Raw genomic sequence first — 25,009 nt, 5'->3', positions numbered from 1 at the left:
GCCCCCACCTGGAACAGGAACTCGCCATGACCACCATGACCATCGCCCCCGCCGACACGGACGGCCCGAACAGCAGCTGGACCACGGGCTACACCGACGGCGAACTCGCCGCTATGACCGGTCTCTCCTCCCGCCGGATCCACGCCCGCGCCGCTATGGCCGACGACTACGACCCTGACTACGCCACCGGCCTCATCGACGGCTACCTCCACACCATCGCAGTCAAGGCCGCACGCAGGCGCGTCAACGACTGGGCGCGCACAGCCACCGAACTCGCCCAGCAGGGCCAGACCATCCCGCAGATCGCCAACCACCTGTACGTCACCGAAGACACCGCACGCAACCTTCTCCGCCAGGCCGGGCAGCCGGGAGCCACGTTGTGAGTACCCCCACTCTCCGCATCCTCAGCCTTGGAGCTGGAGTGCAGTCCACCACGCTCCTCATGCTGTCCGCCGACGGCACGCTGCCGAAGATTGACGCCGCGATCTTCGCCGACACCGGCTGGGAGCCCGCCGCCGTCTACGACCACCTTGACCGGCTGGAGCGCGAAGTCGCCCAGCCGGCTGGAATTCCGATCCATCGGGTCAGCACCGGCAACATCCGCGACGATGCGCTGAACTCCGAGGCGAGATACGCGCAGATGCCGCTGTATATCCGCGGCCAGGGAGGCGGCCAGGGAATGCTGCGGCGGGCCTGCACCTCCGAGTACAAGGTCAAGCCGATCAAAGTCCAGGTGCGGAAGATGCTCGGTTACCCGCACCCATCGCCTGTCCCCAAGGGGACGTTCGTGGAGCAGTGGATCGGCATCAGCTCGGATGAGTCCTCCAGGGCCGCACGCATGTCGGACGACGTGCAGTACATGCGCAGCCGATTTCCGCTACTCCTCATGCAAGGCGGCACCGGTCGGTGGTCGTCGGTCGGCTGGACTCGCGCCGACTGCCAGCGCTATCTGACCGCCAACGGATTCCCCGAGACCCCCAAGAGCGCGTGCATCGGGTGTCCGTACACCGGCAACGCCAGGTGGCGTCAGATTCGGGACCAGCGGCCCGCCGAGTGGGCCGACGCGGTGAAGTTCGACGGCGAGATCCGGCACGGCAACGCACGCGCCATCGCTAACGGCACCCCGCTGAACGGCGAGGCATTCCTTCACCGCAGCCGCATGCCCCTCGACCAGGCCCCCATCGACCGCGTCACCGCCCATGAATGGGGCGCCCGTCAGACAGACGCGTTCGAGCAGATCGCCGACGCCGAAGCCGACGAACGCGGCTGCTCCCCCTGGGCATGCCGCGGCGAAGACGACGAATACGACGCCGCGTGACCTGGCCCGCCGTCATCGCCGCCGTGCTGGGAGTCATCCCACTCCTCATGATCTGCGCCTCCCAGCACGGCATCGGCACCACCAACCCGCAGGACCCGCCGGACGGAGACACCCCGTGAGCCGCAAGTCCAGCACCAAGACCCGCACCGCCCCCACGTCCCAGCCCCAGGCCACCCCCGCGGTCCTGCCCGTCCGGCCCGTACACCCCGACTTCATCACCGAGCAGCAAATCCGCGCCGCCTACGCCGCCCGCCTCGCCAACCTCCCCCACACCCCCATACGCGCCTGGCAGACAGCCCCCGACGGCACCGCCCACCTCGCCTTCCCCTCCGGCAACCGCATCCACCACACCCCCGACGCCGACACCCCATTCACCGCCCTCACCCCCTGCGCCGCCGGCTTCACCCACACCACCCCCATCACCGACCGCACTCAGCTGACGAACGCCGTCAACACCGCCGCCCACTGCACCGACCTCCACGGCCGGACCCGAATCCTCACCCTCCCCCAAGCCGCCACCACGGCCGAAGACACCCAAGCCCTCAACGTCACCGGCCTCCGTGCAACCGCGGTCGACGACCAGCCGAAGGAGCACCCCGAGCCATGACCGCCACCACCGGGGAGCACACCCCCGGGTACATCGCCGCCCTCGCCGCAGCCCTCGAACAAGCCGTCGAGTTCCACATCCCCTGCCCCGGCCACCCCTACGGCGCCGCCGCCGACCTCCGCGTCAAACGCCGCCTCGACGGCTACGGCACCGGATGGGCCGTCCTCAACGACAACCCCGGCAACGAACACGCCTGGACCGGCGCCGAATGGATCTCCCGCAGCGAACTCACCCGCACAGAGATCTACCGCTACGACCGGCAAGCCGCCCTCGACGAAGCCACCCGCATCGCACCCCTCGAAACCACCGCGTTCCACACCCACATCCAGCGCCTGCGCGCCGAACACCAGGAGCAGCACTGATGGCCACCGACACCACCATCGAATGGGCCGACAAGACGTGGTCCCCGATCATCGGCTGCGACCGCGTCTCCGCGGGCTGCGACGGGTGTTACGCCATCAGTACCGCCCGCATCCGATCCGCCAACCCCAACCCCAAGGTCGCTGACGCCTTCGCCGGCACCGTCGACCGCATCAACGACCGCCTCGACTGGACCGGGCGCATCAACCAGCTCGAGGACCGCCTCACCCAGCCCCTCCACTGGAAGAAGCCCCGCAAGGTCTTCGTCAACTCCATGAGCGACCTGTTCCACAAGAACGTCACCGACGACTTCATCGCCCAGGTCCTCGCCGTCATCGCCCTCACCCCGCAGCACACCTACCAGCTGCTGAGCAAGCGGCACGCCCGCATGCGTACCGTCCTCACCGACGCCTGCACCTGCGGCAACGGACACGCCCCCGGTGTTCACCTCCGCTCCCGCATGGCCTGGGCCGTCTCCAACGCCAACCCCAACCGCATCCCCGGCCTCCCCGACGACGCCGAACAGCGCGTCTACAACGCCCCCTGGCCCCTCAGCAACCTGTGGTTGGGCGTATCGGTGGAGAACCAGCAGTGGGCGGATATTCGCATCCCCGCCCTCCTCAACACCCCCGCCGCCATCCGCTGGATCAGCGCCGAACCCCTCCTCGGCCCCATCGACCTCACCAACGTCGACCGCATGAACGTCCTCCGCGGCGACGACACCGGCTACGAGAACGGACTCCACTGGGTCGACGGTCCCACCATCGGCTGGGTCGTCGCAGGCGGAGAGTCCGGCCCCAAGGCCCGCCCCGCACACCCCGACTGGTTCCACACCCTCCGCGACCAGTGCCAGGCCGCCGACGTCCCCTACCTCTTCAAGCAGTGGGGCGACTGGACAGACCGCGCCGCGCTCACCGGAGACCAGCGAGCCACGGCCCCCGTCTGGGACGAAAAGCGCGTCACCTACGTCCACCCCGCCGACGGACGCACGCAGGACCACGGCGCATGGGGCGTCAACGGCCACACCGAAGGCTGGGCCACCGTTCAGCGCGTCGGCAAGAAGGCAGCCGGCCGCGACCTCGACGGACGCACCTGGGACCAGTACCCGGATCACCAGTGACCGAGTACGAGATCTCCTGCCTCGGCAAAACCCGCTTCCCCAGCCGCCGATCCGCCCGACGCAGAGCCCGACAGATACGCGGCGAAAGCGGATCCGACCTCCGCGCCTACCGCTGCTGGTACTGCCGCGCTGTGCATTTGGGCCACCGCCCCGGCTGCGCCACCTACCTCCGCATGACACCCCACGGCCCCCGACCCATACAGGAGCTCACCCCATGACCACAGCCCCCGAGCTCATCCGCCAGCACCAGCTCACCATTACCGTCCACGGCCGCCCAGCACCTCAAGGGTCGAAGAAGTATGCCGGGCACCGCCTCAACTCCGCGTCCGGCCGCGTCTCCGCCGTCCTCGTCGAACAGTCCAAGCGCGTCAAGCCCTGGCGAGCCCTCGTCACCGCCGCGACTCGCGAAGCCCGCGTCGTCTCCCACATCGGTTCCGTGCCCGTCCACCTCCCCACCCTCGACGGACCCCTCGAAGCCGACATCGTCTTCACCGTTCTCAAGCCCGCCTCCGCCCCCAAGCGCAAGCGGACCTGGCCCATCACCCGACACAGCGGAGACGTCGACAAGCTCATCCGCTCGACTTTCGACGGCATTGCGGACGCCGGCGCCGTCGTCGACGACTCCCGCATTATTCGCGTCACCGCCACCAAGACCTTCCCCGGCGAACACCCGAACGCCCTCGACCGCCCCGGCGCCATCATCCGCCTCTACACCCTCACCGGAGACCCGGCATGAAGGGCCCCCGGACTAAGGAGCAGAAGCAGCAGATGGCCGTCGCCAAGATGCGGGCATCGCTACAGCGTTGGAGAGAGCAGGGAGGGCACCCACTCCGCACCCGCGAAGGTCGCACTGCGGTCAACTACCTGTTCCGCGAGAAGGGCATACCAGTAAAAGGATGCTCCCAGTGCCTCACGATCAAGGCGCTGTCAGCGTTCCCCGCAATGCGCAGCGCCTCAGACGGTCGCCGTAGCTATTGTCGCGACTGCGCGTCCGCCGAGCACGCCAACCGAAAGGCGAACGACCCCGAGTACGCAGAGCGATGCCGGAAGGCTGCCCTGGCCTACTACTACGCGAACGCGCCGGCTCGCAGGAAGTACTCATCAGAGCACCGTCTCCGGACCCGACAGGCGAACGTAGCGAAGAACGCAAACCGGGTTCAGAACCCGGACGTGCTCAAGCGCTGCCTCGGGCAGTGCGGACGGACACTTCCCGAAACGTCGTTCCGTCTTGATCGAGGGCAGAACGACGGGCTGCGAGTCAAGTGCCGCAACTGCGCTGACACCTCCAAGAGGGCTCGCCGCGCCTGCGCCAAGGCCTACGGGAACCCGGTCGGGCAGCAGTGCTACCTGTGCATGGCCGTCTTTACCGCCCCTGGGAACGTGCAGGCCGACCACCTCATTCCCGTAAGCGCAGGCGGCCCCGACGAGGCAAGCAATCTCTGGTGGGCCCACGAATTCTGCAACCTCCGTCGCGGGGCGCGGACGCTCACACCAGAGGAGTGGAACCGAGTGCGCTCGCTTCAGCGCCAAGCCGTCAACCACACCGTTTCGACCATGAAGGAATTGACCTCATGAACGCCCAGCCCTCTACGGCGCGCCGCCCCATAAGAAATGCCGCCAACACCGCCCCCGAGTCCGACTGGCGTGTTCGCAGCGCCTGCCGGTGGATCGATCCGGAACTGTTCTGGCCGAGCGGGGAGAGCCGCCCGGCTCGCGTGCAGGCCGCGCAGGCGAAGGAGGTGTGCAAGACGTGCCCCGTGATCGAGCAGTGCCTGGACTGGGCGTTGGAGACCGGGCAGGACTTCGGGGTGTGGGGCGGCATGTCGGAGCGGGAGCGGCGGACACTGCACCGTCGGAAGCCCCGCTCGTACGGGCGGGGGGAGCCGTCTGCGGTCACGCAGATCCTCACGGAACGGCTCGACCTGTTCGAGTCGGCTTTGGACCGCGGGCTGACGCCGGGGCAGATCGCGCGGGAGCTCTGCACGAACGTGCAGACGGTGAACAACGTCCTCGCGGCTCTGGCCGAGCGGGAGCAGTTGGCTGCGGAGTTCGGGGAGGCGGCATGAGCGCCCTGACCGCGGAGCAGCGCGGCGATCTTGCCGAGGACATGCTGCCCGTTGCTGCACACCTGGCCGTCCTCGTGCACGGGGAAGGCGGCCCGGAAGACATTCAGGAGGTGTTGGCCGGACTGAACGATGCGCAGCGCAACGCCCTCATAGTCGTCCTCGCCGGCCTGGTCGACCCGGAGCAGCCGATGGGTCGGGCACTGGGCTGGTTGGACTTCAACGAGAACGGGGCGTTGATGGTCCCGAACTGGGGGGAGCATCGGCCGGTCCGTGACCTGGCTACCGTGTCCGATCCCGACTGCGGCAGGGAGTACGTCGACCCTGTTGCTGTGCAGCGTTTCGTGGACGGGTGCCCGGTGAACGTTTCGGATGCCGAGTTGCTGGTGGCGCTGGAGAAGTGCGCGGACCGTGGGATGTCACTCCGTCAGGTTGACCAGCTGCGCCGTCTCCCGAAGGGGACCACGGCGAAAGCGGTGAACCGGTTGCGGAAGACGTACACGCGGGCGGGCCGGGAGCTTCCCCTGGTGTTGCAGAGCGGCGAGAAGCAGACCGATTTCACCGCTGCCCAGGTCGTCGAGATCCGTGAGAAGTACGCGGCGGGCGGGGTGACGGACCTGGAGCTGTCGATGCAGTACGGCCGGTCCCGGAAGACGATCACGTCTCTGCTGTCTGGGGCGAGTTACCGGCACGTGGGTGGCCCGATCAGGTCGCCGCGAGGCCAGAAGTCGAAGGAAGTGTCACAGGCAGGGATCAACGGGCGGACAGGGCCGGTTCCGGCCGTAGATGTAGCACGAGCAAGCTGACGAAAGAAGAAGGGCAGGACATGGCAGGCGAGACAGTGATCACTGTTGTGGGCAACCTGGTGGCGGATCCGGAGCTGCGGTTCACTCCGGCCGGCGCGGGCGTTGCGAAGTTCACCGTGGCGTCGACACCGCGGGTGTTCGACCGGCAGACGAATGAGTGGAAGGACGGGGACAGCCTGTTCCTGACGTGCTCGGTGTGGCGGCAGGCCGCGGAGCATGTCGCAGAGTCCCTGCAGAAGGGCATGCGGGTGATCGTGCAGGGCCGGTTGAAGCAGCGGTCGTACGAGGACCGTGAGGGCGTCAAGCGCACCGTGTACGAGCTGGATGTCGAAGAGGTTGGGCCGAGCCTGAAGAACGCGACGGCGAAGGTAACGAAGGCGGCCGGTCAGCAGCGTCCGGAGGTGCAGCAGGCGCGGCGTCAGCAGGGTGCGGTGTCGGCGGAGGATCCGTGGGCGTCGGGTACGCCGGGTACGGGTGGGTCGGCCGGCGGGTGGGGGAGCGGGGGTGACGAACCTCCTTTCTAGAGGTGTGTGCGCGGCGTGGGGTCCGGTCCTTCGGGGTCGGGCCCCTTGTCGTGTGCGGGGTGGACTCCACGTAACCTATTGCGCACGCCATGAGATATGGCTAGTCTGGTGAAGCCGACAACGACCCAGACCAAGGGGCACACCATGCAGGAACTACGTCTCCTCGACCCTGACGGCTACACCGTCCCCGGCACCGTCCAGACCAACGTTCCGGACGCCAACGCCGACCAGGTCCGCGACCACCTGCTGAACGACGTTGCTCCCCAGCACGCCAAGGACTGGGCGGACTTCGGCTACGACGCCCGCAACTACCGCGTCGCCTGACCCCCTGACCGGTCTCCCCGCCCCCTGGGAGACCCCGGGCCGCGGTCCTGCCCCCTCCGGAACCGCGGCCCCTACCAACCGCCCCGCCTGTTTGAGGAGCCCCACATGTACCGCGTTGCCATCGTCCGCAAGGGCCAGCCCGCTGACCGTCGCACCTGCGCCAGCAGTAAAGAGCTCCGCACTGTCGTCTTCGACCTGATCCGTGCTGAGGGGCGCACCATCACTGACGCCGACCACTCCACGCTGATCCGGATGGTGGGGGATGCCCGCGACCTCGCCGACATTAAGGGCTTTGCCGCTCTGGAGATCGGCGCCGCGTCGCTCACTATCCGCCCACAGTCGGCCGACGCCGACCGCTGACCAACCCTCCCAGGGCCGCGGTCCCGCCCCCCTCGGGACTGCGGCCCCACCCCTTCCTCGTGACCCCCCGGAGCCCGTCATGACCAAGCTCGAGCAACTCATCAACGAATCCATCCCGGACGGCACGTACGGCGACGTCGACCGCCGCCCGTGGACCCCTGCCGAGCAGCTCGGGCACCGCCTCGTCCTGGAGGAGGCCATTGACGGCTGGAGCTGGAAGGACGACCCCCGTAGCCGCAACAAGCGCGCCGCGTGACCACGTTCTTCACCGCCCTCGCCGGCCCCGACCCGACCACCACCTGAAAGGCGCGCCCGTGAGCACGGAGACCCTCACCCGATTCCGATGCGACGCCCCGCACTGCGAGGCCAATGGCATCGGGCACAACAACATCACCCCGCCCGACGGGTGGACCGTCCTCAAGTCGACCGCCCACATCCCCGTTACCAAGGACCACCCTCTCCCGCCCCGCGCACGTCGCTCCAAGGCAGCCTCGTACAGCGAGCGATGCCACGGCGACTTCTCGCTCCACCTGTGCCCCGAGCACCCTGCAGCGTTCGATGCTCACCGGCCCATCACGAACGGGTACGGCTACAAGTCGAACGTGTCGGTGTCTTGTTCTTGCGGGGCAAGCCTGGGTATGGCCGGGGCCGTCACGATGGTCGGCCGATACCCGTCCGGTGCCACCGAGAACGCCTGGTTCCAGCACCTGCCGGCCGAGCTCCGCTGGTACCTGTGGCGTGGCCAACGCCAGTGGGCGACCCAGACGACAACCTACGGGGTTACCCGCGTACAGCAGTACTCGTCCGAGGAGACCGCCCGGAAGTTCATCGCCGACACCGGGCCGACCTACACCCTCCCGACCCTCGTGTACCGGGACACCGAGGGCGACGAATGGATGAAGGCGTCATGACCACCCGCTCCGTCTCCCCGAATGCCTGCGGTCACTGCGGGATCGACCAGCACGGTCACGCCCAGCAGTGGACCACCGAGGCTGGCTGGCACACGTGGACCCCGCCCGCCCAGGGCCAGATCAAGCAGCGCATGCGCGCCCGAACCGCGAAGGAGAACTGATGCCCGACACCTACCGGCTCTGCAACGTCGCCGGATGCGACTTCCGTACCAAGGTCGACACGAGCAGCCCGGACGACGCGTGGGACACCGTGACCGACCACTACCAGGCCACCCACGGCATGACCGGCTCGGAGGCCGGGCTTTTCGCATCCAGGCACAGCACCACCTGCACCGTGAAGGAGAGCTGACCATGCCGGACCTGATCGAGACAAAGGAAGCCGCGGTCCGTTCCTGGTACCTGTGCTCCCGTGACCGGTACCCGTCCGCGCTGGTCCCGGACTGGAGGGTCGGTACCGCGGATGATGGGGCGCCTCGCCTCGCCGCCCAAGTCATCGGCGAGAACGCACGGGAGGCGTTGCACCACTTCGCGTCCGCCTACCCGCTCGTCCTCGCCCAGGGCGGGGATCTGCGCCCGGTGTTCGAGTACAGGCCTGGCCGTGTCGTGTGCGTGTGGCGTACCGACGGGGTGTGGGTCGAGCTGTGGCACCACGACACGCCTGCCGTACCCGCACCGTCCCCGGCCCTCATGCCGAAGCGCCGGTTCCTTCCCCCGTCCGGCCGGCTCCCGTTCCCCCGCCGGCCCCGGCGTACCGCCACCCTCACGAAGGAGAACTGACCATGCCGACCCGCATCCAGCGCCGCCGAACCCGCGGGTGGCGCGCCCCAGAAGGCGCCATCTACGTCGGCCGCCCCACCCTCTACGGCAACCCCTTCCAGATCGCCCACGTCGGGAAGGACTGGCTCGTCTTCGTCGACGCGGCAATCGGGGTGACCGGCCGCATCGTTGCCACCGTTTCCAGCGAGCGGGAGGCCCGGCAGGCCGCCGTCGACGAGTTCCGCGCCATGCTCCGCACCCCCGGAGGCGGCGAGCAGGCCGACTTCTTCGCAGCCAATCTCCACGGTCGGGACCTCATGTGCTGGTGCCCGGCCGGTATGCCGTGCCACGCCGACGTCCTGCTGGCCCTCGCAAACAACTCCAAGGAGCCCTGACCATGCCCGACACCATCGCGGTGAAGACCGTCGAGACCGACGTCGACGCGACGCCCGAGACGCTCCGTATCGACCTGGCGCAGCTGCACGTCCGCAGTACGGCCTCCCCGCTCCCGAAGCACCCGGCCGCCATGGGCTGGCAGATGACCGCGGGCAGCCTGGCAGCGCTCGCCAGCCGACTCCTGAACGTCGTGCAGCGCACGGCCCCGGAGGAAGCGGCCCGGATCGCCGAGTGGTTCGCCGGCCCGTTCGGCGACGGCCCGGACCTTGAGGAGCACACGGACTGGATTGCTGAGCACGTCGCGGGCAGCTGGGACGTCACGGAGACGTGGGTCCAGGAGGCCAGGCAGCTCGCGATGCAGGCGCAGCAGGCCACCGCCCAGCACGAGACGAAGGAGAACTGACCATGCCCACTAACTTCCACGAGATCCCGCTGGGGCACAGCACCCCGGCTCACCGGGTGCACGGTTGGTGCTCCCACTGTCCTGGCCGGTCCCTGGCCGAGGAAGTTGCGGCTTGGCAGGTTGATGCCATGGACCGCACTTCAACCACGGCCCTAGCCCCGAGCGGCGAAGACCGAGACGCCGAAGTTGAACGGCTGCGCACCGAGAACGAGCGGATGCGCCATGAGCTGGAGGTGATGTACGGCGGCGCCTTCGACCGCCTGACTGACCCCCTGCGCGCCACCGACAAGGCACACGACGACCGTGTGCCAGACGACGAGCCGCGCATCGTCGTCATCTGCGGATCCACCCGGTTCATGGCCGACATGCAGGAAGCGAACCTGCGGGAGACCGCGGCCGGCCACGTCGTCCTCGCCCCCGGCTGCAACATGAAGGAACCGCACAAGCTGTGGGCGACCGAGGAGCTCGCCGAGCCGCTGAAGGCCCGCCTGGACGACTTGCACCGGGCGAAGATCCGGCTCGCGGACGAGGTCCTCGTCGTCGGCGACTACATCGGCGACTCGACCCGTGCGGAGATCGCGTACGCCCAGTCTCTGGGCCTCCCGATCCGGTACACGCACCCTGAGGTCGCCCCGTGACCGCCCCCGTCCTGGTGGGCCCGTCGCCGGTTGGTGGCGGGCCCGCGGTCTTCCAGGACCGTGACGAACTCCTCGCCGACGTCGGCGACCGTATCCGCGCCGAACGCCACGCCCGCGGGTGGAGTCAGACCGTGCTCGGGAAACACGCTGGCATGACCTACAAGGTCGTCGCCACCATCGAGCTCGGCAAAGGCACCCTGCCGCTGCTCCACCTGGCGGCCGTGTGCGAGGCACTGGGCATGTCAATGAGTGAACTGCTGTCCGAGCAGTGGGAGATGCCTGCCCGTCCGCCGAGGCGTCGCGGGGTGCCGGGCGTTCTTTCGCCGCGTATGGCGTTGGTGCTGCGTGAGGCGGCGTCGGGGATTCCACTGACACAGGTCGCGGACCGGTTGGGGATACCCAGGTCGGTGGTGTCGTCCCGGTTGTCTGAGGCGTACCGGGTGCTGGGGGTGTCGGATCTGCCTCGTGATGAGCGGCGGGCGGCCGCGGTGCGGGTCGCTGAGGCCCGCGGGCTGTTCGAAACCCGTCATGAAGTCGACGCAGCGTGACCGTTTCTGGTGCTTGGTCTCCTCCCTGCCGAGGCGGAGACCCGTACCCGTCAGTACAACCCGCCCATTCGTAACCCACCGTCACATCACCGAAGGAGCAGCATGACCACCAGCCCGCAGCCCGCCGAAGGGTTGCGCCAGCACCTCGCCGAGGCCATGGCCAAGGAGGCCGGGTCGAAGGCGTTCATGGAGCCGGGTACGGCGTGGGATCACGCCCGGTCCGAGTGGCTCGCCCACGCCGACGCTGCGGTGAACGCCCTGTACCGGTGGGAGCAGGAGGGGACGCTGTTCCGGATGTGCGTCGTCCCGGTCTGCATCCGTGAGCTGAACATCGCGGCTGTGGAGCCGGGGTGGCTGCAGTCCAGGGCAGTTGGCTACGCCTGCCCCGACCACGCCGTCGCGCTCTGGGGCGATGCGGGCGGTCCGCACGTCCCGAACTGGCAGCGCACCGACGACAGCGCCGTGCTGCGCTGTACCTGCGGCTGGGACGCCGGCCGCACCCTGTTCCGCGGCCACGGCACCACCCTCTGGCAAGCTCACGCCCTCGAGACCCTGGAGACCGCAGCATGACCGAGCAGGAGACGCATCAGGGCCCTGGTGTCTACGGCGGCTGGGAGACTCACCGCGGCAATCGCCACACCTGCGGCGCACCGGACTGCGGCCCGCAGGGAGTTCGCATCGTCCCGAACCCCGACGGTGAGGACAGCGTGCTCATCCACTTCCCGGAGGTGGACTACGCCGACACGTCGGTGTGGTCCGTGGACGTCGGCATCAGCACAGAAGCGCTCAAGGAGTTGCGGGACGCCATCGACAAGCACCTCGGCACCAAGGAGACGGCAGCATGACCGAGCAGACCCAGACCAGCGAAGGCACCCCCGAGGCCCCGCCCGCGATGACCGAGGTGGAGGAACTCCGCAGCAGGCTGGCCACGTTCGAGTACGCGTGGCAGCGCATCCGTGAGGTGTTCCCGACCGAGGCGCCCGCGGACACTGAACTCGTGGAGGCGCAGCGGCTGGCGCGGGCGTGGGAGGAGAAGTACTTCGAGATGGTTGAGAAGTACACGCCCGTCGCCCAGCGGGATACAGCGGTGTCGCAGTGGCTTCCCGCGCTGCGCCGGGCGGTGGAGACCCTGCCCGCAAAGTGCCGGTATCACGACGACACGACTCCGCATGGTGTGTGGCGGGAGGCGTGTTGCGACACGGGTGTTCCCGCCCGGCGTCGCGCCCTCGCCGAGGAAGCCCTGGGCGCGCTGGACAAGGGGAAGGGGCAGGGCCGGTGAGCGCGCAGAACTCGGCTGCGGCCCACGCTGCGGCGCTCCGTGCGGGCGCCCGGGGTGGCCCGTGGCGGCGCCTGCTGGCGCTGCTCGGCCTCGGTGGGGCGCGAGTGCGTCGGGCGGACGCTGAGGCGGCCCGGTGGGCGCACGGCGCCGCAGGGGAGGAGACGACAGCCCGATTACTGGCCCCGCTCGAGACCGCCGGATGGCATGTGCGGCACGACCTTCGCCTGCAGGGGCGACGGTTCAACATAGACACCGCCCTGGTGCCGCCGTGCGGGACCGTGGTGGTGGTGCTGGACACGAAGAACTGGCGCCGCGGCTACCCCACCACCCTGGACCGGGGTCGGGTTCACTGCGGCACCCAGGACCGGCACGACCAGGTCGTGAAGGTCGCCGGGTACGCCCAGGCGGTCGGGGCGGTCCTGCCCGGTGTGATGGTGGTGCCGCTCCTCGTCGTCCACGGCTCACAGGTGGCCGGCGGCGGGTTCGAGGCGCCGGTTCCGGGTGGCACGGTGTGGGTGCTCGGTACGGATCTGCTGGTGCCTCGCCTGGCTGGGGCGGTGCGTAACCCGCGGGACCGGCAGCGTGCGGCACAGTTGGCCGGGAGGGTGGATTCTGTGCTTCGGCCGTACACGGAGCGGTCCTGAGTCGTACGGTGGTCGAGATCACGGGTAACCCGAGAGCGGCTCATCATTCCTGGGGGGATGGTGGGCCGCTCTCATGCGTTCGGTGGCCCGCCGCGACGGGGGTGACACGACGGGCCATGGCCAGTGTGGCAGGGGGCCGTGCTGAAGACTGGGACTTCGCCGGTGTCCTGTGCCATCGGACTTTGAGCGTGTGCCACTGAACGTTGAGCGGCGAGATCCCCGATTGCTAGCGTTTCCGAACGGCCTGAGCTAGCTCTAGGGGGTAGCGAGATGGATCAAGGTGTGGCTGCAGTGCTTGGCGCGGTGGTGGGTTCCGTGGCGACCGGAGGTGCGGCGTTCGTTACGAGCTTGGGGGCGGCACGTCTCCAGACCCGCAAGGAGCGAAAGGAGGGCTGCCTTGCGCTCATGAACGAAGCGGCGGCAGTCCTGCACCTGACGGAGGACGTGATGATCCACTCGACGGCGGAGCGGGGAGAGGCACGCACACCGGATTACGCCCAGTTCGCCGCCCAGTCACTAGAGGGTCGCAGACGCGTTGCGAAGACTTCTGACGTCCTAGTGCTGGCGGGACCCCGCGGAGTGAAGGACACCTGTGACGCACTGACTGAGGCGGCCAGGGCAGTGCATCTCGCGATCAGTCGTGGAGACGAGACGCTCCTTGCGGAGGCGGTCGGCAGGTTGATGCAGGGCATGGATGCACTCCGGCAAAGGGGGCCCAGGATCTGACGGCATTTGGGCGCTACGCGAGCGATCAACCTTCAGTGACAAACGCTCAAAGTTCGGTGACACAGCATAGCCGGGCGGGTGACTGAGTGGGGGTGTCCAGCGTGCCATTCGCATCCGATATTCGAACAGACGTAGCATCGGGGCGTGCCCACGTACGACTTCCCTCAGAACCTGCGCGACGCCCAGCTCGCCCTTCACCAGACCCGCGCCGCGTATGAGCAGTACGCCACCACCCTGCCGTGGTCGGCTGAGCCGATGCCCGGCTGGGAAGGCGACAAGCAGCTCCACTCCTCCTACCGGTCCCACAAGGAGGACTCCCCTGGGTACACGGAGGAGCAGGCCGAGGAAGTCCGGCGGTTCCAGGAGGAGCTGCGCCGGCTGAGTGCCGAGGTGGCGACTCACCCGTTCTGGGAGTCCCTGAGTGGCCCGGACCTGGTCGATGCCCGAATGGTCCTCAAGCACGCCCACGAGCAGCCCGAGGGCGGGGCGTAGTCGTGCCCGGCCCCGATGGCATATCTGACCTGGACAAGAACCGGGTGCTCGAGCAGTGGCTGGAGTGGCAGCTGCGGCAGGTCCGGAACCGGATCCGGGAGCTGGAGATCCGGGAGCAGCAGGAGCAGCGTGCCCGGGAGCGGGCGCGGGCCGAGCAGTCGTGGAAGATCCAGCCGAAGCGGTCCGGTGACACCGCGATGCTGCACCGGGGTGGGTGCACCCTGTACAAGAGCGACCTTGGGTATCTCACCCGGGATGAGGCGATCATTGCCCTGGCTGAGCCGGACATCGAGCCGTGCCAGATCTGCCGGCCGGAGACGGGGCTGGAACAGCGCGGCTGAGAGCCCCGGCTTGGGAGCATGTCGGTTCCGAGCAGACCGACAGGAGGCGTGGATGAGCCTTGATGAGCTGCTGCAGCAGGCCATGCGAGTACATGATCTGTACGACCAGTTGAACAGGCGCGAACGGGGCCGGGTCTGGACGCGGGAAGAATTCATGCTCGGCTTCATGGGTGATGTCGGCGACCTGGCCAAGCTGGTCATGGCCGAAGAAGGAGCTCGGGACATGCCGGGCGGGCGAGCGGCGCTGGAACACGAGCTTGCGGACTGTCTGTGGTCGGTGCTCATCCTGGCTTGCCGCTTTGACGTTGATCTGGAGACCGCCTTTGGGCGCACGATGGCTGAGCTTGAGGCGGCGATCAGTGTTCGGCTCGCAGGTGATGAGAACCCATTGTGAGGGCGAGGGCCTGGTTCGTCGTGTCGGGAGCCTGCCCTTGCAGCTCGTGTCGGTGAGGCCTTGAGTGGCGCGGCGGTCCGGTGGTGGAGGAGCGGCGGGCCGGGGGGAGTCGTATACGCGGGTGGAGACGGACCTGGTGGCGGAGGTGCTGGCCGGGCCCGGCCGGCATGGGACGCCGACCGTGGCCCCCGGATGCGATGGCCCCAGGCTGGGCTCAGGGGGCGACCTTGTACTTGACGACCGTATCCTTGCAGTTGGCAGTCAGGGTGTTCAGTGCCGCCCGTTCCTTGTCGTCCGCGGTCAGCTTCCAGCGGAGCTTCGTGGCGGTCCAGTCGGCGAGGTAGGTGCACTTCGCGGACTGGGCCGACGGCATCCACTGCGACGGGTCCTTGTCGCCCTTGCGGCGATTCTCACTTGCAGTGACCGCCACGAGGCTGCGCTCGGAACCGAGGTCGTTCGCGTATCGCATGCGCCGGTCCGAGTCCCACGCCGAGGCGCCGGAATCCCACGCCTCGGCAAGCGGGACCATGTGGTCGATGTCCAGCTTCCGGGCGTCGGTGACCGTGACTTCGTCGTAGTACGAAAGCCACTCACCTCCGGTCAGCGTGCACCGAGGGCCCTGCTCCGGCTTCTTGACGGCCTCGGCAAGCAGGACCTCGTTGCGGGTGCTACACCCGTCGCCGTCCTCGTCGATCCAGTGCTTGAAGCTGTCGCGCTTGTACCCGGTGCGGTTCTCGTCCGCGGCCGGGAGCTTCGCGATGGCCTCGGCGAGGGACAGGCCACTGCCACCCGCAGGGGCTCCTGAGGCTGCGGACGGGCTGGCCCCGGTCGAAGCTGAGGCGCCAGCCGACGAAGCGGCAGCGGGCGGCTTCGAGTCGTCGGTCTTCGCTGCGCTCGGGTTGCAGGCGGCGAGCGAGGCCACGAGGAAAACGGCGGTGATGGGGGCGAGGCGGCGTGCTGCCACAGCAGTGCTCCAGGGGGTAGGCGGCTGATGCTGCCTCATGATCCTAGAGCGCACTCAGGTGTGACTGGTGGTCATATGTGCTGGTCGTCGCTGCCCGGTGTTGCCCGGCGGTGGCATCGGCTTCGAGGTGAGGCACCGCCGGACGTCCACAGGATGACAGGCGACACTGACAGCCCGCGTTCCTGCGGTGGCGCGGTCCTCCCAGAAGGCAGCTGCAGAAGGTTTATCGCAGCTGGCGGGCGAACACTTTCGCGGTGTTATGGAACACGATGGTGAGACCTGACTGGTGATCCTGGCCCTCGCGGGTCGACCAGCGTTCGATACTGGCGATCTCCAGGCATTCGGTTTGCGCGATGACTGCGGCCAGCCACGCCTCGGGGTGGTCGCCGGGCTTGGGGGCGGTGCCTGCGGGTGGCGGGATGTCCTTCACGCCGACGTCGTTGTGGTCGTGTTTCTCGCCCTCGGCGAGCTGCCCGATGATCTGCCACCTGGCCTCGCCGGAGCTGGTGGTGATGGCCAGCCCGTAGGGGTGCTGGGTGTCACCAGCCTCGGTGAGGGTCTGCACACGGATGGTGCCGGGCGTGTTCTTGGCCAGGTCGAGGGTGTAGTCCTGGAATCGGGCAGGTCGCATTCGGATTGCTCCTTTGGGTCAGGTGGTCCAGGTGCCGCGGAGTGCGGCGGTGGTGAAGCCGGGCCCGTAGGCGACGGCGATGCCGTGGGCGTCGGCGGGGGGCGGGTCGGTGTGGGTGCGTTCGAGGACACGGAGGATGGATACGCCGCCGAGGTTGCCGTCGGCGGCGAGGGTGTCGGTGCTGTGGCGGGCGTCGACCGTGTCGAGTCCGAGGGCGGCCGCGGTGTCGGCGATGATGCGCCCGCTGCCGGGGTGAATGGCGGCGAAGTCGACGATGTTCGGGCCGATCCAGTCGAGGAGGTCGGGCAGCACGTCGTCTGCGGCGGTGAGGGCTTCCTTGGTGGAGTCGAAGTGGAAGCCGGACGCGGTGAGGCGCCCGTTGTACCGGTCGAGGCTGTTCGGGAGGACGTGTTCGTACGTGTCGTGCGGGTTGTCGATGGCGAGGCTGGGGCCGCGGGGGTGGCTGGTGACGAGGGTTGCGGCCGCGGAGTCCCCGAAGAGCGCTTTGTAGATCATGTGCTCGATGGCTGCGTCGGCGTGGTTGTACACGGACGAGATGACTTCGGCGGCGACGACGAGGACGGTTGACCCGGGGCGGGCTGCGACCATGTCGACGGCCCGGATCAGGGCTTGGGTGCCGCCGGCGCACGCCAGGGTCGTGAGAGCGGTGCGGCGGACGTTGGGGCGTAGTCCGAGGCGGTTGACGAGGTGGATGTCGAGGTTGGGGACGGACCAGCCGGTGGAGTGCGTCGTGATGATGCCGTCCACATCCGCCGCGGCAAGGCTGTGCGCATTCAGAACGGTGCGTGCCGCTTTCTCGGCCATGCCCAGTGCGTCTGTGAACGCGGCGGCGGCCCGTTCCTCGATCCCTGCGCTCCCGCTCACGGTGGGCGCGTCCAGGGGGCGGGTGAAGTACCGGGTGGCGACGCCGGTGTTGGCGACGATGCGGAGGATCGCGGCCAGGCGCGGATGGTCGGGGTGGTGGGCGCGGATGTCGTCGGCGATCTCACTGGTGGTGACCTTGTGGTCGGCGAGCACGGTGTACGGGCGGGCTATGTAGGCAACGGGCACGGCATCCTCCGGCAGGCAGGTCCAGCGGTGGTGGGGGTGCGCTCAACGTATGGCACCGGGGGCCCGTTATTGCCCCTGCTCAGTGCATTGCCGGGAACGGAACGCGTGGTCTGGTTTGGTGTGGTTCCTGGCTGGCGGGTGCCGCAAGGGGCGCGGGGTCAGGGTGCGCGGAGCATCGGGGTTCGGGCGTGTGCGCGCTGGGTGCCGGGGTGGAAGACGAGGACGATGAGTCTGGCACCGGGGGCGGTCATGGGCTGGGCGGCGCACATGGTGACCCAGCCGGGCCCGTCGATGGCGTGGTGGAGGGGGCGTTCGTCGCCGTCGGGGTGGATGTGGGCGCCGCCGGCGTCCCAGATCGGTGCGGTGTCCGGGTCGGCGAGGACTTCCTTCTCGAGCTGGCGGAGGATCTCGTCGTCGGGGCGCCCAGCCAGGGCGGCCTGCAGCTGAGGGACGACGAGAGGGGCCCAGGCGGTCGCCCAGTCGGTGAGCGTGTTCCGCCCGTCAGGGTCCAGCAGCATCCACCGCATGGTGTTGGTGGGGACGCGGCCTTCGGGGAACAGGCGAGCGAACGGTGCGTTGTACGCGAGGAGGTCCCAGGACGCGTCGGTGACGTAGGCCATGTGCGTCATCCCATCGACGGCTTCCTGCCACACGCCGGGGACTTCTTTCCCGGACTGGAGGGTGAGGGGGCCGGGCGGGTTACCGATTCCGGCGTACCGGCACAGCAGCTCCCACTCCTGTTCGTTCAGTCCGAAGAGGTGGGCGACGTCGCGGAGCAGGTCAATGGGCGGGTTCGGTATCTTCCCTGTTTCGAGCCGGTGGTAGGTGTGGACGACGCGGTCGAGGCGCTGGTCGACCTGCTGTTGTGACAGGCCCACGGCGCGCCGGCCTTGTCCGGTGGGCCTTCTGAGGCCGACGGCTTCCGGGGCGATAAGGGCACGCCGTTCTTTGAGAAGTGCACGCAATGCCTTTTTGTTCATGTGTCGACAAACCCCCTGTGCTGCTGCCGAGTTGACCGGTTGAAGTCTAAATAATCACGTCAGGTTTCGTAATAAAAACTGACCGAAGATAAGACGCCGAAAGTGCGCCATGCTGTGCGGGACGCGGTCACCGACCAGCCGGTTTCATGGCCTGTGGCCACGCAGTGCGGAAGCCGCACTCCCGCCGAACGGATACCGGGAGAGCGTAGGAACAGGGCTCGCATTTCCGATGTGTGGCATCGGAAACTTTCGCAGCGCAGCCCCGATTCCCACGCTCTCCCCACCGTTCCCCCACTCCCCTTTGGGGTGAGGTTCACGGCGTGTCAGAGCGCCTTCATTCCCGGCCCTATCCGGGTTCCCCGACTGCAGTCGGCGTCGTCACTCGCCATCACGTAGCGGCCACGGCACCGACCGCACCCCATCCGCTGTTCACGATCCGGTGGACTGCTGCGCGTCGAAGGCGGCGCGGATGCGGTCGGTCATCGTTTTGGGCTCCCGTGTAGCTTTCGGGCATGGGGCGTATCTCGTGGCTGGTGATGCCGGTTTGCGTGGCAGCGGGAATTGGGCTGTTGGCGGCGGTGGCGCCGATGGCCTGGTGGGGTGTGGATTGGGGTGGCGCGGTGAGTCGCGGATGTGCTGCTGCCGGTATGGCGTTCGCTGGCGCGTTTGGGCAGGCGTGGCGTGATCGGCGGTCCGTGCTCACGCGGGGTAAGTAGGCCGACGGCTCATCGGGTCGGCGCCTCGGGTACGGCGGCCAGAACGTTGTCGGGCGGGGTCCAGAAGCCGAGTTGTCCTGATGCTGGGACGGGCGTGGTGAGGGGCTGTACGTCGTCCAGCTGCCAGTGGAACCAGTTGGGCATGCCCCATGGGGCACAGCAGCCCGCACCGTCGAAATGGCAGGAGGTGAGGACGGCGGTGGCAAGAAGTGCGCTGCGCACGTCGGGTCGCGGGCCCCAAATCTCTGCCGCAGGGTGTGGCGCCTTGGCTGCGTGGATGAGGATGGTCTGGCCCAGGTACTTCGGAGGGATGGGGCGAGACCGGTTTTCGGTGCGCTTGTATCCGTGGGTGTGGTGTCCGTGGACGATGGCGTCGGCGTACGGCTGCCGGATGGTCAGGGCCTTCACGCGGTGGCCTCCTGGGAAGGGGTGCTTCCAGCGTCGCGCCGTTTCGCTTCTGCGTTGCCCCTGGTCGGGTTGGCGGTGCTGGGGAGAGGGTTCACGCTACCCCATGTTCTATGGCGCGCGCAATGAAATATGTGTCGGGGGTATCCCCTGACTCCTGCCGTCGTTGACCTCATGCACGCCCGGTGCGGGCTTGGAGCGTCGGCCCAGGCCCGCACCACACCCACGGATACCGCCCAACACCCCCTGTACGGGCCGCCACCGGCCTACCCTGACGTCAGGGCGCCGCCCTGCGCCCAGGACGACGGGAGGCCCCCATGACCGCGCCTGTGACCGAGCAGCCCGACCCGCCGTCGTACCCGCCGAAGACCCCGCCTCCGCCGAAGAAGCCGGTCTCCCCGCCACGCCCGAACACCACGGACGGGCGATCGACCGGCCCCCGCCCGCTGGTACGAACAGCCCGACGCGGTGTGGGGATGCGGAACCGGCGCGGCGTGAACTGGACACTGGAATCCGCCCCCTGGGCCGCGGGCATCGCCAAGCGGAAGGTGGCGGCGCAGCTCGGGGAGTGGGGCTACCGGGCCGCCCCTGCGGTCGCCGAAGCGGTCGCGGCCGTCACCGGCCTCCTCGTCACCGCGGCGGTCGCCGACACCGGCCGGCGCATCAGCGTGCACCTGTCCGACCAGGACCGGCAGGCGTGCATCCTCGCCCTGTCCCACCAGGCCGATCTGACCCCCGGTCACGCGCCTGATGGCGATGACGTCCTGCACCAGATCACGGCGCAGGCGGGGGTGACGGGGTGCGGGACGGACACCGGGCCCGACGGGCGCCGCATCTGGGCCGTCGTCAACCTGGGATGATCCGGGGCATGACTACCGGACGACCGAAGAGGCTCACCGAGGCGAAGGCCCGCTCCATTGCCGACGGGGCGACGCTGGTGAAGGCTGCGGACTGGTCGGCGACGCACGCTTGGGACGTTGTCGCGGAGGACGGCACGGTCCTGGTGATCGTCACCCCGTCGTACGGGGGCGGGGCGCGCAGCGGCCGCAACGGGTGGAAGTATCACCTCGCCTCCCTGGGACCGTCGGGCAATCGGGACCATTGGCCGACCCGGCAGCAGGCCGCGACACAGGGGCTCATGGCGTGGATGCGGTGGGTGACCGCCGCAAGGTAGTACAGGCAGTGCTCGTCAGTCGTGGGTTCGTTCCGTTCAACCGGTCGGCAATCCACTGCGGAAGCGGCTGCACAGGAACGTCGCGGGCGATGACGTACGGCACTCCGCCAACGACGGAGCCAGGCCCGATGAGGTAGCCGCCGCTGCGCAGGCCGGGGCCACGCACGTCAATGCCGGGCCCGAGCGCGGTCCGTCCGCCGGAGAAACTACCGATGGTGCAGCCGACCGGTGCTGCGAAGTACAGATGCCGGCCACCGCTCGGGGTCGCCACGGTCAGCGTCTCGGGCCACGGTTCGCCAAGCCGCGCGGCCAGCTCGGCAAGCACGGCCTGGCCGTCGCCCTCAACGTCCAGGTCCAGATCCAGGCCGACAATGCCGGAGGCCCTGCAGCTGACGCCGATGTTGTCGCCGTCGCGCCAGAGCTGGCGGACCTGCTCCGGGTCGGTGAGGCACTGCGACAGCCGGGTGCTGGCGGCGGGCTTCCGGCCGCCGGGCGGGAGTGGGAACACTGCCAGGCCACGCGTGGTGAGGTCGGCGGCCGCGGCAGCGGTTGTCACGAGCTGCAGTCCGAGGCGGCGAAGGGGCCGGAGCTGGAGCCCCACCCGCCGGCGTACGCAGGTTCGAAGGGCTCAGGGTGGGGCGACTGCGGGTCTTCCGCGGGATGCTCCTCGCTCGACGATCCGCAGACGCAGTTGTAGTCGTAGTCGGCGCCATCGGCGCCGCATTCGCAGCAGTGGTGCGGGTTGCCGTAGTGCCCGCATTCGCACCCGCTCTCCAGCGGCTCGCCCGTGGCGGCGGCCTCCTCTTCCATGTCCTCCTGGTGGCGCCACCCGGAGCACCGGCCGTTGTAGCAGCCGCAGCCGGGGCACTCGGGGCAGACCATCCTGTTTGTCCAGCCGCACTCTTTGCACAGGAGTTGGTTGCGTGGGTCGTTGCGCTCCTGCTCCAGGTAGTCGACCGCCTCGCGGTACGTGTTGATGTCGACGTACCCCGCCAGGTACTGCTCCAGCGTCTCCCGCTCGTCCGGGTCGGGGTGGTCCAGGAGCGCGATGGCGCAGGCGTGCTTGATGCCCAGCTCGTCCTTGAGGTCGGCCAGGGCTTTCTTCCGCGCGTGGTTCTTCGGCATCTCAAGCTCTCGATTCCGCGGCTGCGGTGATCCCAGACCCACCGGCCGCCAAGAGCGAGGCCAGCAAGGTGAAGCGGTGCGGTGGGCGACTCGGCGCGGGGCACCTTCGGCGTGCTCGTCCGGTCTGGGCCAGACGAACCGGGCCTCGAGCCGGGCCCACAGCCCGATGGCTGCAGTTGGCAGTGTAGCGAGACCCCCGCACCGTTTCCGGCCTATCAGTCCAACCGGTCGTATGTGTCCGGCTTCCAGTCGGCGAACAGCGTGAGGGCCTTCTCCGTCTCCGTGCGCTCGGGCACGGTGGCGGTGGCTGGCCACCAGTTCTCTACGTGCTCAGCATCGACCAGAACGTACCCGTGGTAGCCGTCGAAGTCTCCCGGCTGGTCTGCCACACCGATCTGGATGGGGGCGTCGTCGGGGAGGTCCTTGAGGGCGTCGCGAAGTTGCCCGGCGTTCCAGATCTGCGGGGTGTGATCAAAGGTGTCGGTCATGCGCACAGGATGCCGGACAGCACTGACAGCCCGGGGAAGGACACGGCTGTGCCCCGGGCCAGAGCGCTGACACCGGGGCACATGGGCCGGGGTGAAGAACGATCACCGGTGGGCGAAACGAACCCGACCACCGGACACCGTACCGTCAGCCCGCGTCGGGCAGGTCTCTCAGGTCGGGGAGGTTGAACAGGCGCTGCGCCCGACGCCCGTTCTTCTCGCGCATGGCGGTTCCCCGCGGACAGGGCCACAGGGGTTCGGTGGCGGGGTAGGGGCAGGCGAGGTGGTGGGCGACACGGCACATGGCGCCGGGGGTGGGTTCGGCATCCCACGTGTTGATCGCGACACCGTCCACGCCGATGACCCACCGCCGGCGCGGCGGAAGGTGGTGGGAGGGGACGACGACACGGGGCTCGAGAAGCACCCAGTGACCCTCGTACAGGGTGCGGTACCGGTCTTGTCGGAGCCCACAGTCCGGGCAGCGAAGTGGTGCGGGCGGCGGCGGGGCGGTGGCGCCTTCGAGGAAGCCTTGCAGCTTGTCGCCAGGGCGGTCCGGGCGGCCTTCGGTGCTTTCGGTGTCCCCCATACGGTTCAGGGTCCGGACGGGCCGTCAGGGGCGGTAGGGCGCGATCCGGCCGGTACAGGGGTGGCCTGGGGTGCTGGGGTGCTGGGGTGCTGGGGTGGCCTGGGGTGCTGGGGTGGCTGTACCGCGCCACACGGGGCGTACAACGACAACGGCCACCACGCGGGGTGGTGGCCGGTTCGAATACGGGAAGCGGGCGTGTCAGGCGGCGGCCAGGAGGTCAGCCAGCGGCTCGTCGCCGTGGAAGACTCGGTTGCGGTCGACGCGGGCACGGGTCCGGGCGATGCGTTCGGTCAGCTTGGCCTCAGGCATCGGCTTCGTCGGACAGCCACGTGTCCCGGTTGCCGCGCAGCCACTCGGCAAATGACCGAGTTCCACGACTTCCAGGACCTCACCGACCCCCGGATGAACGAAGCGTCCTGGCGGGCCCACGACCTGCTGCGGGCCTACGCCGCACGCGACCGCGCCGCGATCGTCGAACACCTCGCGCACCTGGAGGACGACCAGCTGGAGTTCGCCCGAGGTGTGACCGCGAACTTCTACAACGACACCCTGGAGATGCTCCGGGACACCGGCCGCCCGTACGTCCCGGCCTCCCTCGTGCGGGAGGTCGACGCGGTGGCCCGCTTCGCACCGACGGAGCACGAGTTCACGGTCACCACGGCCACCCGCCGCCTGGCCCGGGGCGAGGTGACGATGCGGGAACTGATCGACGGCGGGTCGCTGGAGGTCCGCGACCGCATCCACACCCTTGCCGTCTACCCCCTCGCCCTCCTCCTCGTCTCCTTCAGCCGCAAGCGGGTCCAGCAGATGCTCGACAAAGCCGCGGACATGACCGAGGCGGTCGGCGGACACCCACGGCCGTACAGCGTCGTGTAACACGCCCTCAGCTACGCAGCGAAGCGGAGCAGCGCGCGCAGCGCTTGCGCCACGGGCTGGGCGAAAGCGTTCAGGAGGTGCGGGTTGAGCTGGGGCGAGAAGGACAGCATCAGCTCGCCCTGGTCCTCGCCGTCCTCACACAGGGCATGGTCCTCGACGAACAGAACCGTGTCCGGCCCGAGGCCCTCCATGGGGTTGTAGACGACCTTGCGGTGGCCCGGTTGGGCATGTTCCCGCTCCAGGGCCGTACGGACCACCGTCGCGCAGGCGCCGTCAAAGAGGTCAGCGAGGTGGGAATCGCTCTGCGGTCCCACCGCGACGCGGAGTTCGGACGCCTCGATCGCGAGCGCCAGGTGAACGGTCTTGTCCTCCCGTACGAGAGGGTGTTCCAGGGCGACGACGGTGTGCCAGCCACCGACCGGTGCGACCTTCCGGCGGCCGTCGACGTCCGGCGCGGTGTTCGCGTAGTCGAGCGTGGCGGCCTTCACCTCCGCTTCGGCGTTCTCCTCGGGCGTCTGGCACTCCGGGCAGAGCAAGCCGACAAGGACCCCGCTGTCGAACTCGCTGTTCCAGCGCGAAGCGTCATCGGCCTCCTTCCAGCAGGCGCGTGTGCAGCGGGAGCAGTGGCCCAAGGGCCGGATCTTGTTGCGTGCCATACCGTCCATCATTTCGGCCGGGCACAGGCTCCCCGGCCTCTTCGGAGTATCCGCGGGGTGGTCTCCACAACAGCGTGTTGACACAACTGGGCATCGGGCTCCGCGTTCATCTATCGACCGTTTACCGAACACCCGCCCCCCGGCACCGCCGAACACCCGAACTCCCACCCCCGGCGTTCATTTTTCCGTTCATCAACTGCTAGCGTTCGCATCGCTGCCTGAAGACGTTTGATGAACAGAGTCCCCCATATCCCTTCCAGGGACGCCTCACAGGCGTGAAAATGGGCCGTGGTGGCCGCCCGTCGACGTCGCTCCCTCTTTGGGACAGTG

The 25,009-nt window shown here is 68.7% G+C and carries 42 protein-coding genes and 1 pseudogene; 33 read left to right on the top strand and 10 right to left on the bottom strand.

Going from position 1 to position 25,009, the window contains the following annotated elements:
* Positions 1–26 precede the first annotated feature (26 nt).
* The 30 genes and pseudogenes from ABZ826_RS23595 (at position 27) to ABZ826_RS23450 (ending at position 15,010) form a co-directional block, all read left to right on the top strand.
* The gene (locus tag ABZ826_RS23595) at positions 27–383 is read left to right on the top strand and encodes a hypothetical protein (RefSeq protein ID WP_361451564.1); all 357 of its coding nucleotides are present in this window, start codon (positions 27–29) and stop codon (positions 381–383) included.
* 59 nt (positions 384–442) lie between these two features.
* Positions 443–1,318: a hypothetical protein gene (locus ABZ826_RS23590; protein ID WP_361451810.1), complete on the top strand. Its 876-nt coding sequence runs from the start codon at positions 443–445 to the stop codon at positions 1,316–1,318.
* Complete coding sequence (locus tag ABZ826_RS23585) at positions 1,315–1,437, top strand: hypothetical protein (RefSeq protein ID WP_361451561.1); 123 nt, start codon at positions 1,315–1,317, stop codon at positions 1,435–1,437. Before ABZ826_RS23590 ends, ABZ826_RS23585 begins: the two co-directional genes overlap by 4 nt.
* Complete coding sequence (locus ABZ826_RS23580; protein WP_361451558.1) at positions 1,434–1,925, top strand: hypothetical protein; 492 nt, start codon at positions 1,434–1,436, stop codon at positions 1,923–1,925. The genes ABZ826_RS23585 and ABZ826_RS23580 overlap by 4 nt, the downstream gene beginning before the upstream one ends.
* Positions 1,922–2,287, top strand: coding sequence for a hypothetical protein (locus ABZ826_RS23575; RefSeq protein ID WP_361451555.1), 366 nt, complete (start codon positions 1,922–1,924; stop codon positions 2,285–2,287). Before ABZ826_RS23580 ends, ABZ826_RS23575 begins: the two co-directional genes overlap by 4 nt.
* Positions 2,287–3,405 carry a phage Gp37/Gp68 family protein gene (locus ABZ826_RS23570; RefSeq protein WP_361451552.1) on the top strand — a complete coding sequence of 373 codons (1,119 nt, stop codon included), beginning with the start codon at positions 2,287–2,289 and terminating at the stop codon, positions 3,403–3,405. The genes ABZ826_RS23575 and ABZ826_RS23570 overlap by 1 nt, the downstream gene beginning before the upstream one ends.
* A 214-nt stretch (positions 3,406–3,619) precedes the next feature.
* Positions 3,620–4,141 carry a RusA family crossover junction endodeoxyribonuclease gene (locus tag ABZ826_RS23565; protein ID WP_361451549.1) on the top strand — a complete coding sequence of 174 codons (522 nt, stop codon included), beginning with the start codon at positions 3,620–3,622 and terminating at the stop codon, positions 4,139–4,141.
* Between the two features lie 32 nt (positions 4,142–4,173).
* Positions 4,174–4,980, top strand: coding sequence for an HNH endonuclease signature motif containing protein (locus tag ABZ826_RS23560; RefSeq protein WP_361451546.1), 807 nt, complete (start codon positions 4,174–4,176; stop codon positions 4,978–4,980).
* Positions 4,981–5,009: 29 nt separating this feature from the next.
* Positions 5,010–5,273, top strand: a pseudogene (locus tag ABZ826_RS23555) (WhiB family transcriptional regulator); the annotation flags it as partial.
* A gap of 194 nt (positions 5,274–5,467) precedes the next feature.
* Positions 5,468–6,274 carry a hypothetical protein gene (locus ABZ826_RS23550; protein WP_361451543.1) on the top strand — a complete coding sequence of 269 codons (807 nt, stop codon included), beginning with the start codon at positions 5,468–5,470 and terminating at the stop codon, positions 6,272–6,274.
* A 20-nt stretch (positions 6,275–6,294) separates the two neighbouring features.
* Complete coding sequence (locus ABZ826_RS23545; RefSeq protein WP_361451540.1) at positions 6,295–6,798, top strand: single-stranded DNA-binding protein; 504 nt, start codon at positions 6,295–6,297, stop codon at positions 6,796–6,798.
* A 108-nt stretch (positions 6,799–6,906) separates the two neighbouring features.
* Positions 6,907–7,122, top strand: a complete 216-nt coding sequence (locus tag ABZ826_RS23540) for a hypothetical protein (protein WP_361451537.1) — start codon at positions 6,907–6,909, stop codon at positions 7,120–7,122.
* 105 nt (positions 7,123–7,227) lie between these two features.
* Positions 7,228–7,482, top strand: a complete 255-nt coding sequence (locus ABZ826_RS23535; protein WP_361451534.1) for a hypothetical protein — start codon at positions 7,228–7,230, stop codon at positions 7,480–7,482.
* 79 nt (positions 7,483–7,561) lie between these two features.
* Positions 7,562–7,738 carry a hypothetical protein gene (locus ABZ826_RS23530; RefSeq protein WP_361451531.1) on the top strand — a complete coding sequence of 59 codons (177 nt, stop codon included), beginning with the start codon at positions 7,562–7,564 and terminating at the stop codon, positions 7,736–7,738.
* Between the two features lie 58 nt (positions 7,739–7,796).
* Positions 7,797–8,393: a hypothetical protein gene (locus ABZ826_RS23525; RefSeq protein WP_361451528.1), complete on the top strand. Its 597-nt coding sequence runs from the start codon at positions 7,797–7,799 to the stop codon at positions 8,391–8,393.
* Complete coding sequence (locus ABZ826_RS23520) at positions 8,390–8,554, top strand: hypothetical protein (RefSeq protein WP_361451525.1); 165 nt, start codon at positions 8,390–8,392, stop codon at positions 8,552–8,554. The genes ABZ826_RS23525 and ABZ826_RS23520 overlap by 4 nt, the downstream gene beginning before the upstream one ends.
* Positions 8,554–8,742, top strand: coding sequence for a hypothetical protein (locus ABZ826_RS23515; RefSeq protein ID WP_361451522.1), 189 nt, complete (start codon positions 8,554–8,556; stop codon positions 8,740–8,742). The genes ABZ826_RS23520 and ABZ826_RS23515 overlap by 1 nt, the downstream gene beginning before the upstream one ends.
* Before the next feature lie 2 nt (positions 8,743–8,744).
* Positions 8,745–9,170 (top strand): hypothetical protein, encoded by a 426-nt coding sequence (locus tag ABZ826_RS23510; RefSeq protein ID WP_361451519.1) that lies wholly within the window; start codon positions 8,745–8,747, stop codon positions 9,168–9,170.
* Between the two features lie 2 nt (positions 9,171–9,172).
* Positions 9,173–9,544 carry a DUF4326 domain-containing protein gene (locus ABZ826_RS23505; RefSeq protein WP_361451516.1) on the top strand — a complete coding sequence of 124 codons (372 nt, stop codon included), beginning with the start codon at positions 9,173–9,175 and terminating at the stop codon, positions 9,542–9,544.
* Between the two features lie 2 nt (positions 9,545–9,546).
* Positions 9,547–9,948 carry a hypothetical protein gene (locus tag ABZ826_RS23500; protein WP_361451513.1) on the top strand — a complete coding sequence of 134 codons (402 nt, stop codon included), beginning with the start codon at positions 9,547–9,549 and terminating at the stop codon, positions 9,946–9,948.
* 260 nt (positions 9,949–10,208) lie between these two features.
* A complete protein-coding gene (locus ABZ826_RS23495; RefSeq protein WP_361451807.1) occupies positions 10,209–10,586 on the top strand; it encodes a hypothetical protein in 378 nt (125 codons plus the stop codon).
* Positions 10,583–11,134: a transcriptional regulator gene (locus ABZ826_RS23490; protein ID WP_361451510.1), complete on the top strand. Its 552-nt coding sequence runs from the start codon at positions 10,583–10,585 to the stop codon at positions 11,132–11,134. The genes ABZ826_RS23495 and ABZ826_RS23490 overlap by 4 nt, the downstream gene beginning before the upstream one ends.
* A gap of 102 nt (positions 11,135–11,236) precedes the next feature.
* On the top strand, positions 11,237–11,704 hold the full coding sequence (locus ABZ826_RS23485) for a hypothetical protein (protein WP_361451507.1): 468 nt from the start codon (positions 11,237–11,239) through the stop codon (positions 11,702–11,704).
* Entirely contained in the window at positions 11,701–11,979 is a 279-nt protein-coding gene (locus tag ABZ826_RS23480) for a hypothetical protein (protein ID WP_361451505.1), read from the top strand. Before ABZ826_RS23485 ends, ABZ826_RS23480 begins: the two co-directional genes overlap by 4 nt.
* Entirely contained in the window at positions 11,976–12,413 is a 438-nt protein-coding gene (locus ABZ826_RS23475) for a hypothetical protein (protein ID WP_361451502.1), read from the top strand. The genes ABZ826_RS23480 and ABZ826_RS23475 overlap by 4 nt, the downstream gene beginning before the upstream one ends.
* Positions 12,311–13,057, top strand: a complete 747-nt coding sequence (locus ABZ826_RS23470; RefSeq protein ID WP_361451499.1) for a nuclease-related domain-containing protein — start codon at positions 12,311–12,313, stop codon at positions 13,055–13,057. The genes ABZ826_RS23475 and ABZ826_RS23470 overlap by 103 nt, the downstream gene beginning before the upstream one ends.
* A 282-nt stretch (positions 13,058–13,339) precedes the next feature.
* Entirely contained in the window at positions 13,340–13,783 is a 444-nt protein-coding gene (locus tag ABZ826_RS23465) for a hypothetical protein (RefSeq protein WP_361451496.1), read from the top strand.
* A 144-nt stretch (positions 13,784–13,927) separates the two neighbouring features.
* On the top strand, positions 13,928–14,275 hold the full coding sequence (locus ABZ826_RS23460; RefSeq protein WP_361451493.1) for a hypothetical protein: 348 nt from the start codon (positions 13,928–13,930) through the stop codon (positions 14,273–14,275).
* 2 nt (positions 14,276–14,277) lie between these two features.
* A complete protein-coding gene (locus tag ABZ826_RS23455) occupies positions 14,278–14,616 on the top strand; it encodes a DUF6233 domain-containing protein (protein WP_361451490.1) in 339 nt (112 codons plus the stop codon).
* Between the two features lie 52 nt (positions 14,617–14,668).
* Positions 14,669–15,010: a nucleotide pyrophosphohydrolase gene (locus ABZ826_RS23450; RefSeq protein WP_361451487.1), complete on the top strand. Its 342-nt coding sequence runs from the start codon at positions 14,669–14,671 to the stop codon at positions 15,008–15,010.
* Positions 15,011–15,224: 214 nt separating this feature from the next.
* On the opposite strand, the gene ABZ826_RS23445 is transcribed toward ABZ826_RS23450, so the two are convergent.
* The 5 genes from ABZ826_RS23445 to ABZ826_RS23425 form a co-directional block, all read right to left on the bottom strand.
* The gene (locus tag ABZ826_RS23445; RefSeq protein ID WP_361451484.1) at positions 15,225–15,974 is read right to left on the bottom strand and encodes an HNH endonuclease family protein; all 750 of its coding nucleotides are present in this window, start codon (positions 15,972–15,974) and stop codon (positions 15,225–15,227) included.
* 223 nt (positions 15,975–16,197) lie between these two features.
* On the bottom strand, positions 16,198–16,605 hold the full coding sequence (locus tag ABZ826_RS23440; RefSeq protein ID WP_361451481.1) for a hypothetical protein: 408 nt from the start codon (positions 16,603–16,605) through the stop codon (positions 16,198–16,200).
* A gap of 18 nt (positions 16,606–16,623) precedes the next feature.
* A complete protein-coding gene (locus ABZ826_RS23435; RefSeq protein ID WP_361451478.1) occupies positions 16,624–17,676 on the bottom strand; it encodes a PhlD in 1,053 nt (350 codons plus the stop codon).
* Positions 17,677–17,834: 158 nt separating this feature from the next.
* Positions 17,835–18,656 (bottom strand): helix-turn-helix transcriptional regulator, encoded by an 822-nt coding sequence (locus ABZ826_RS23430; protein WP_361451475.1) that lies wholly within the window; start codon positions 18,654–18,656, stop codon positions 17,835–17,837.
* Between the two features lie 725 nt (positions 18,657–19,381).
* Entirely contained in the window at positions 19,382–19,780 is a 399-nt protein-coding gene (locus tag ABZ826_RS23425; protein WP_361451472.1) for a hypothetical protein, read from the bottom strand.
* Positions 19,781–20,094: 314 nt separating this feature from the next.
* Here ABZ826_RS23425 and ABZ826_RS23420 point away from each other — a divergent pair, with 314 nt between their 5' ends.
* Both ABZ826_RS23420 and ABZ826_RS23415 read left to right on the top strand, forming a co-directional pair.
* A complete protein-coding gene (locus ABZ826_RS23420; RefSeq protein WP_361451469.1) occupies positions 20,095–20,637 on the top strand; it encodes a hypothetical protein in 543 nt (180 codons plus the stop codon).
* 8 nt (positions 20,638–20,645) lie between these two features.
* On the top strand, positions 20,646–20,951 hold the full coding sequence (locus ABZ826_RS23415; protein WP_361451466.1) for a hypothetical protein: 306 nt from the start codon (positions 20,646–20,648) through the stop codon (positions 20,949–20,951).
* Here ABZ826_RS23415 and ABZ826_RS23410 read toward each other — a convergent pair.
* The 4 genes from ABZ826_RS23410 to ABZ826_RS23395 all read right to left on the bottom strand — a co-directional run bounded on the left by ABZ826_RS23410 (position 20,914) and on the right by ABZ826_RS23395 (position 23,147).
* On the bottom strand, positions 20,914–21,507 hold the full coding sequence (locus ABZ826_RS23410; RefSeq protein WP_361451463.1) for a bifunctional DNA primase/polymerase: 594 nt from the start codon (positions 21,505–21,507) through the stop codon (positions 20,914–20,916). The two genes, ABZ826_RS23415 and ABZ826_RS23410, sit on opposite strands and share 38 nt — an antisense overlap.
* Entirely contained in the window at positions 21,504–22,076 is a 573-nt protein-coding gene (locus ABZ826_RS23405; protein WP_361451460.1) for a hypothetical protein, read from the bottom strand. The genes ABZ826_RS23410 and ABZ826_RS23405 overlap by 4 nt, the downstream gene beginning before the upstream one ends.
* Before the next feature lie 215 nt (positions 22,077–22,291).
* A complete protein-coding gene (locus tag ABZ826_RS23400) occupies positions 22,292–22,564 on the bottom strand; it encodes a DUF6225 family protein (protein WP_361451457.1) in 273 nt (90 codons plus the stop codon).
* A gap of 145 nt (positions 22,565–22,709) precedes the next feature.
* Entirely contained in the window at positions 22,710–23,147 is a 438-nt protein-coding gene (locus tag ABZ826_RS23395; RefSeq protein ID WP_361451454.1) for a DUF6083 domain-containing protein, read from the bottom strand.
* Positions 23,148–23,507: 360 nt separating this feature from the next.
* On the opposite strand from ABZ826_RS23395, the gene ABZ826_RS23390 reads away from it, so the two are divergent.
* Positions 23,508–24,023, top strand: coding sequence for a hypothetical protein (locus ABZ826_RS23390; RefSeq protein WP_361451451.1), 516 nt, complete (start codon positions 23,508–23,510; stop codon positions 24,021–24,023).
* Positions 24,024–24,034: 11 nt separating this feature from the next.
* Here ABZ826_RS23390 and ABZ826_RS23385 read toward each other — a convergent pair whose 3' ends face one another.
* Complete coding sequence (locus ABZ826_RS23385; RefSeq protein WP_361451448.1) at positions 24,035–24,679, bottom strand: hypothetical protein; 645 nt, start codon at positions 24,677–24,679, stop codon at positions 24,035–24,037.
* Positions 24,680–25,009 lie beyond the last annotated feature (330 nt).

This window comes from Streptomyces sp. NPDC047515, assembly GCF_040643055.1.
Classification (GTDB): Bacteria; Actinomycetota; Actinomycetes; order Streptomycetales; family Streptomycetaceae; genus Streptomyces.
The sequence above is the reverse complement of the archived record's forward strand: the minus strand, read 5'-3'. Positions and strand labels throughout refer to the sequence as shown.

Coding starts and splice junctions, on each gene's coding strand:
- ABZ826_RS23450 (WP_361451487.1), top strand. CDS start 14,669: ATGAGCCTTGATGAGCTGCTGCAGCAGGCCATGCGAGTACATGATCTG.
- ABZ826_RS23510 (WP_361451519.1), top strand. CDS start 8,745: ATGCCGGACCTGATCGAGACAAAGGAAGCCGCGGTCCGTTCCTGGTAC.
- ABZ826_RS23595 (WP_361451564.1), top strand. CDS start 27: ATGACCACCATGACCATCGCCCCCGCCGACACGGACGGCCCGAACAGC.
- ABZ826_RS23385 (WP_361451448.1), bottom strand. CDS start 24,679: ATGGCACGCAACAAGATCCGGCCCTTGGGCCACTGCTCCCGCTGCACA.
- ABZ826_RS23520 (WP_361451525.1), top strand. CDS start 8,390: ATGACCACCCGCTCCGTCTCCCCGAATGCCTGCGGTCACTGCGGGATC.
- ABZ826_RS23550 (WP_361451543.1), top strand. CDS start 5,468: ATGAGCGCCCTGACCGCGGAGCAGCGCGGCGATCTTGCCGAGGACATG.
- ABZ826_RS23420 (WP_361451469.1), top strand. CDS start 20,095: ATGACCGCGCCTGTGACCGAGCAGCCCGACCCGCCGTCGTACCCGCCG.
- ABZ826_RS23545 (WP_361451540.1), top strand. CDS start 6,295: ATGGCAGGCGAGACAGTGATCACTGTTGTGGGCAACCTGGTGGCGGAT.
- ABZ826_RS23500 (WP_361451513.1), top strand. CDS start 9,547: ATGCCCGACACCATCGCGGTGAAGACCGTCGAGACCGACGTCGACGCG.
- ABZ826_RS23405 (WP_361451460.1), bottom strand. CDS start 22,076: ATGCCGAAGAACCACGCGCGGAAGAAAGCCCTGGCCGACCTCAAGGAC.
- ABZ826_RS23565 (WP_361451549.1), top strand. CDS start 3,620: ATGACCACAGCCCCCGAGCTCATCCGCCAGCACCAGCTCACCATTACC.
- ABZ826_RS23415 (WP_361451466.1), top strand. CDS start 20,646: ATGACTACCGGACGACCGAAGAGGCTCACCGAGGCGAAGGCCCGCTCC.
- ABZ826_RS23390 (WP_361451451.1), top strand. CDS start 23,508: ATGACCGAGTTCCACGACTTCCAGGACCTCACCGACCCCCGGATGAAC.
- ABZ826_RS23560 (WP_361451546.1), top strand. CDS start 4,174: ATGGCCGTCGCCAAGATGCGGGCATCGCTACAGCGTTGGAGAGAGCAG.
- ABZ826_RS23515 (WP_361451522.1), top strand. CDS start 8,554: ATGCCCGACACCTACCGGCTCTGCAACGTCGCCGGATGCGACTTCCGT.
- ABZ826_RS23440 (WP_361451481.1), bottom strand. CDS start 16,605: ATGCGACCTGCCCGATTCCAGGACTACACCCTCGACCTGGCCAAGAAC.
- ABZ826_RS23395 (WP_361451454.1), bottom strand. CDS start 23,147: ATGGGGGACACCGAAAGCACCGAAGGCCGCCCGGACCGCCCTGGCGAC.
- ABZ826_RS23475 (WP_361451502.1), top strand. CDS start 11,976: ATGACCGAGCAGACCCAGACCAGCGAAGGCACCCCCGAGGCCCCGCCC.
- ABZ826_RS23535 (WP_361451534.1), top strand. CDS start 7,228: ATGTACCGCGTTGCCATCGTCCGCAAGGGCCAGCCCGCTGACCGTCGC.
- ABZ826_RS23485 (WP_361451507.1), top strand. CDS start 11,237: ATGACCACCAGCCCGCAGCCCGCCGAAGGGTTGCGCCAGCACCTCGCC.
- ABZ826_RS23505 (WP_361451516.1), top strand. CDS start 9,173: ATGCCGACCCGCATCCAGCGCCGCCGAACCCGCGGGTGGCGCGCCCCA.
- ABZ826_RS23570 (WP_361451552.1), top strand. CDS start 2,287: ATGGCCACCGACACCACCATCGAATGGGCCGACAAGACGTGGTCCCCG.
- ABZ826_RS23400 (WP_361451457.1), bottom strand. CDS start 22,564: ATGACCGACACCTTTGATCACACCCCGCAGATCTGGAACGCCGGGCAA.
- ABZ826_RS23430 (WP_361451475.1), bottom strand. CDS start 18,656: ATGAACAAAAAGGCATTGCGTGCACTTCTCAAAGAACGGCGTGCCCTT.
- ABZ826_RS23590 (WP_361451810.1), top strand. CDS start 443: ATGCTGTCCGCCGACGGCACGCTGCCGAAGATTGACGCCGCGATCTTC.
- ABZ826_RS23530 (WP_361451531.1), top strand. CDS start 7,562: ATGACCAAGCTCGAGCAACTCATCAACGAATCCATCCCGGACGGCACG.
- ABZ826_RS23575 (WP_361451555.1), top strand. CDS start 1,922: ATGACCGCCACCACCGGGGAGCACACCCCCGGGTACATCGCCGCCCTC.
- ABZ826_RS23480 (WP_361451505.1), top strand. CDS start 11,701: ATGACCGAGCAGGAGACGCATCAGGGCCCTGGTGTCTACGGCGGCTGG.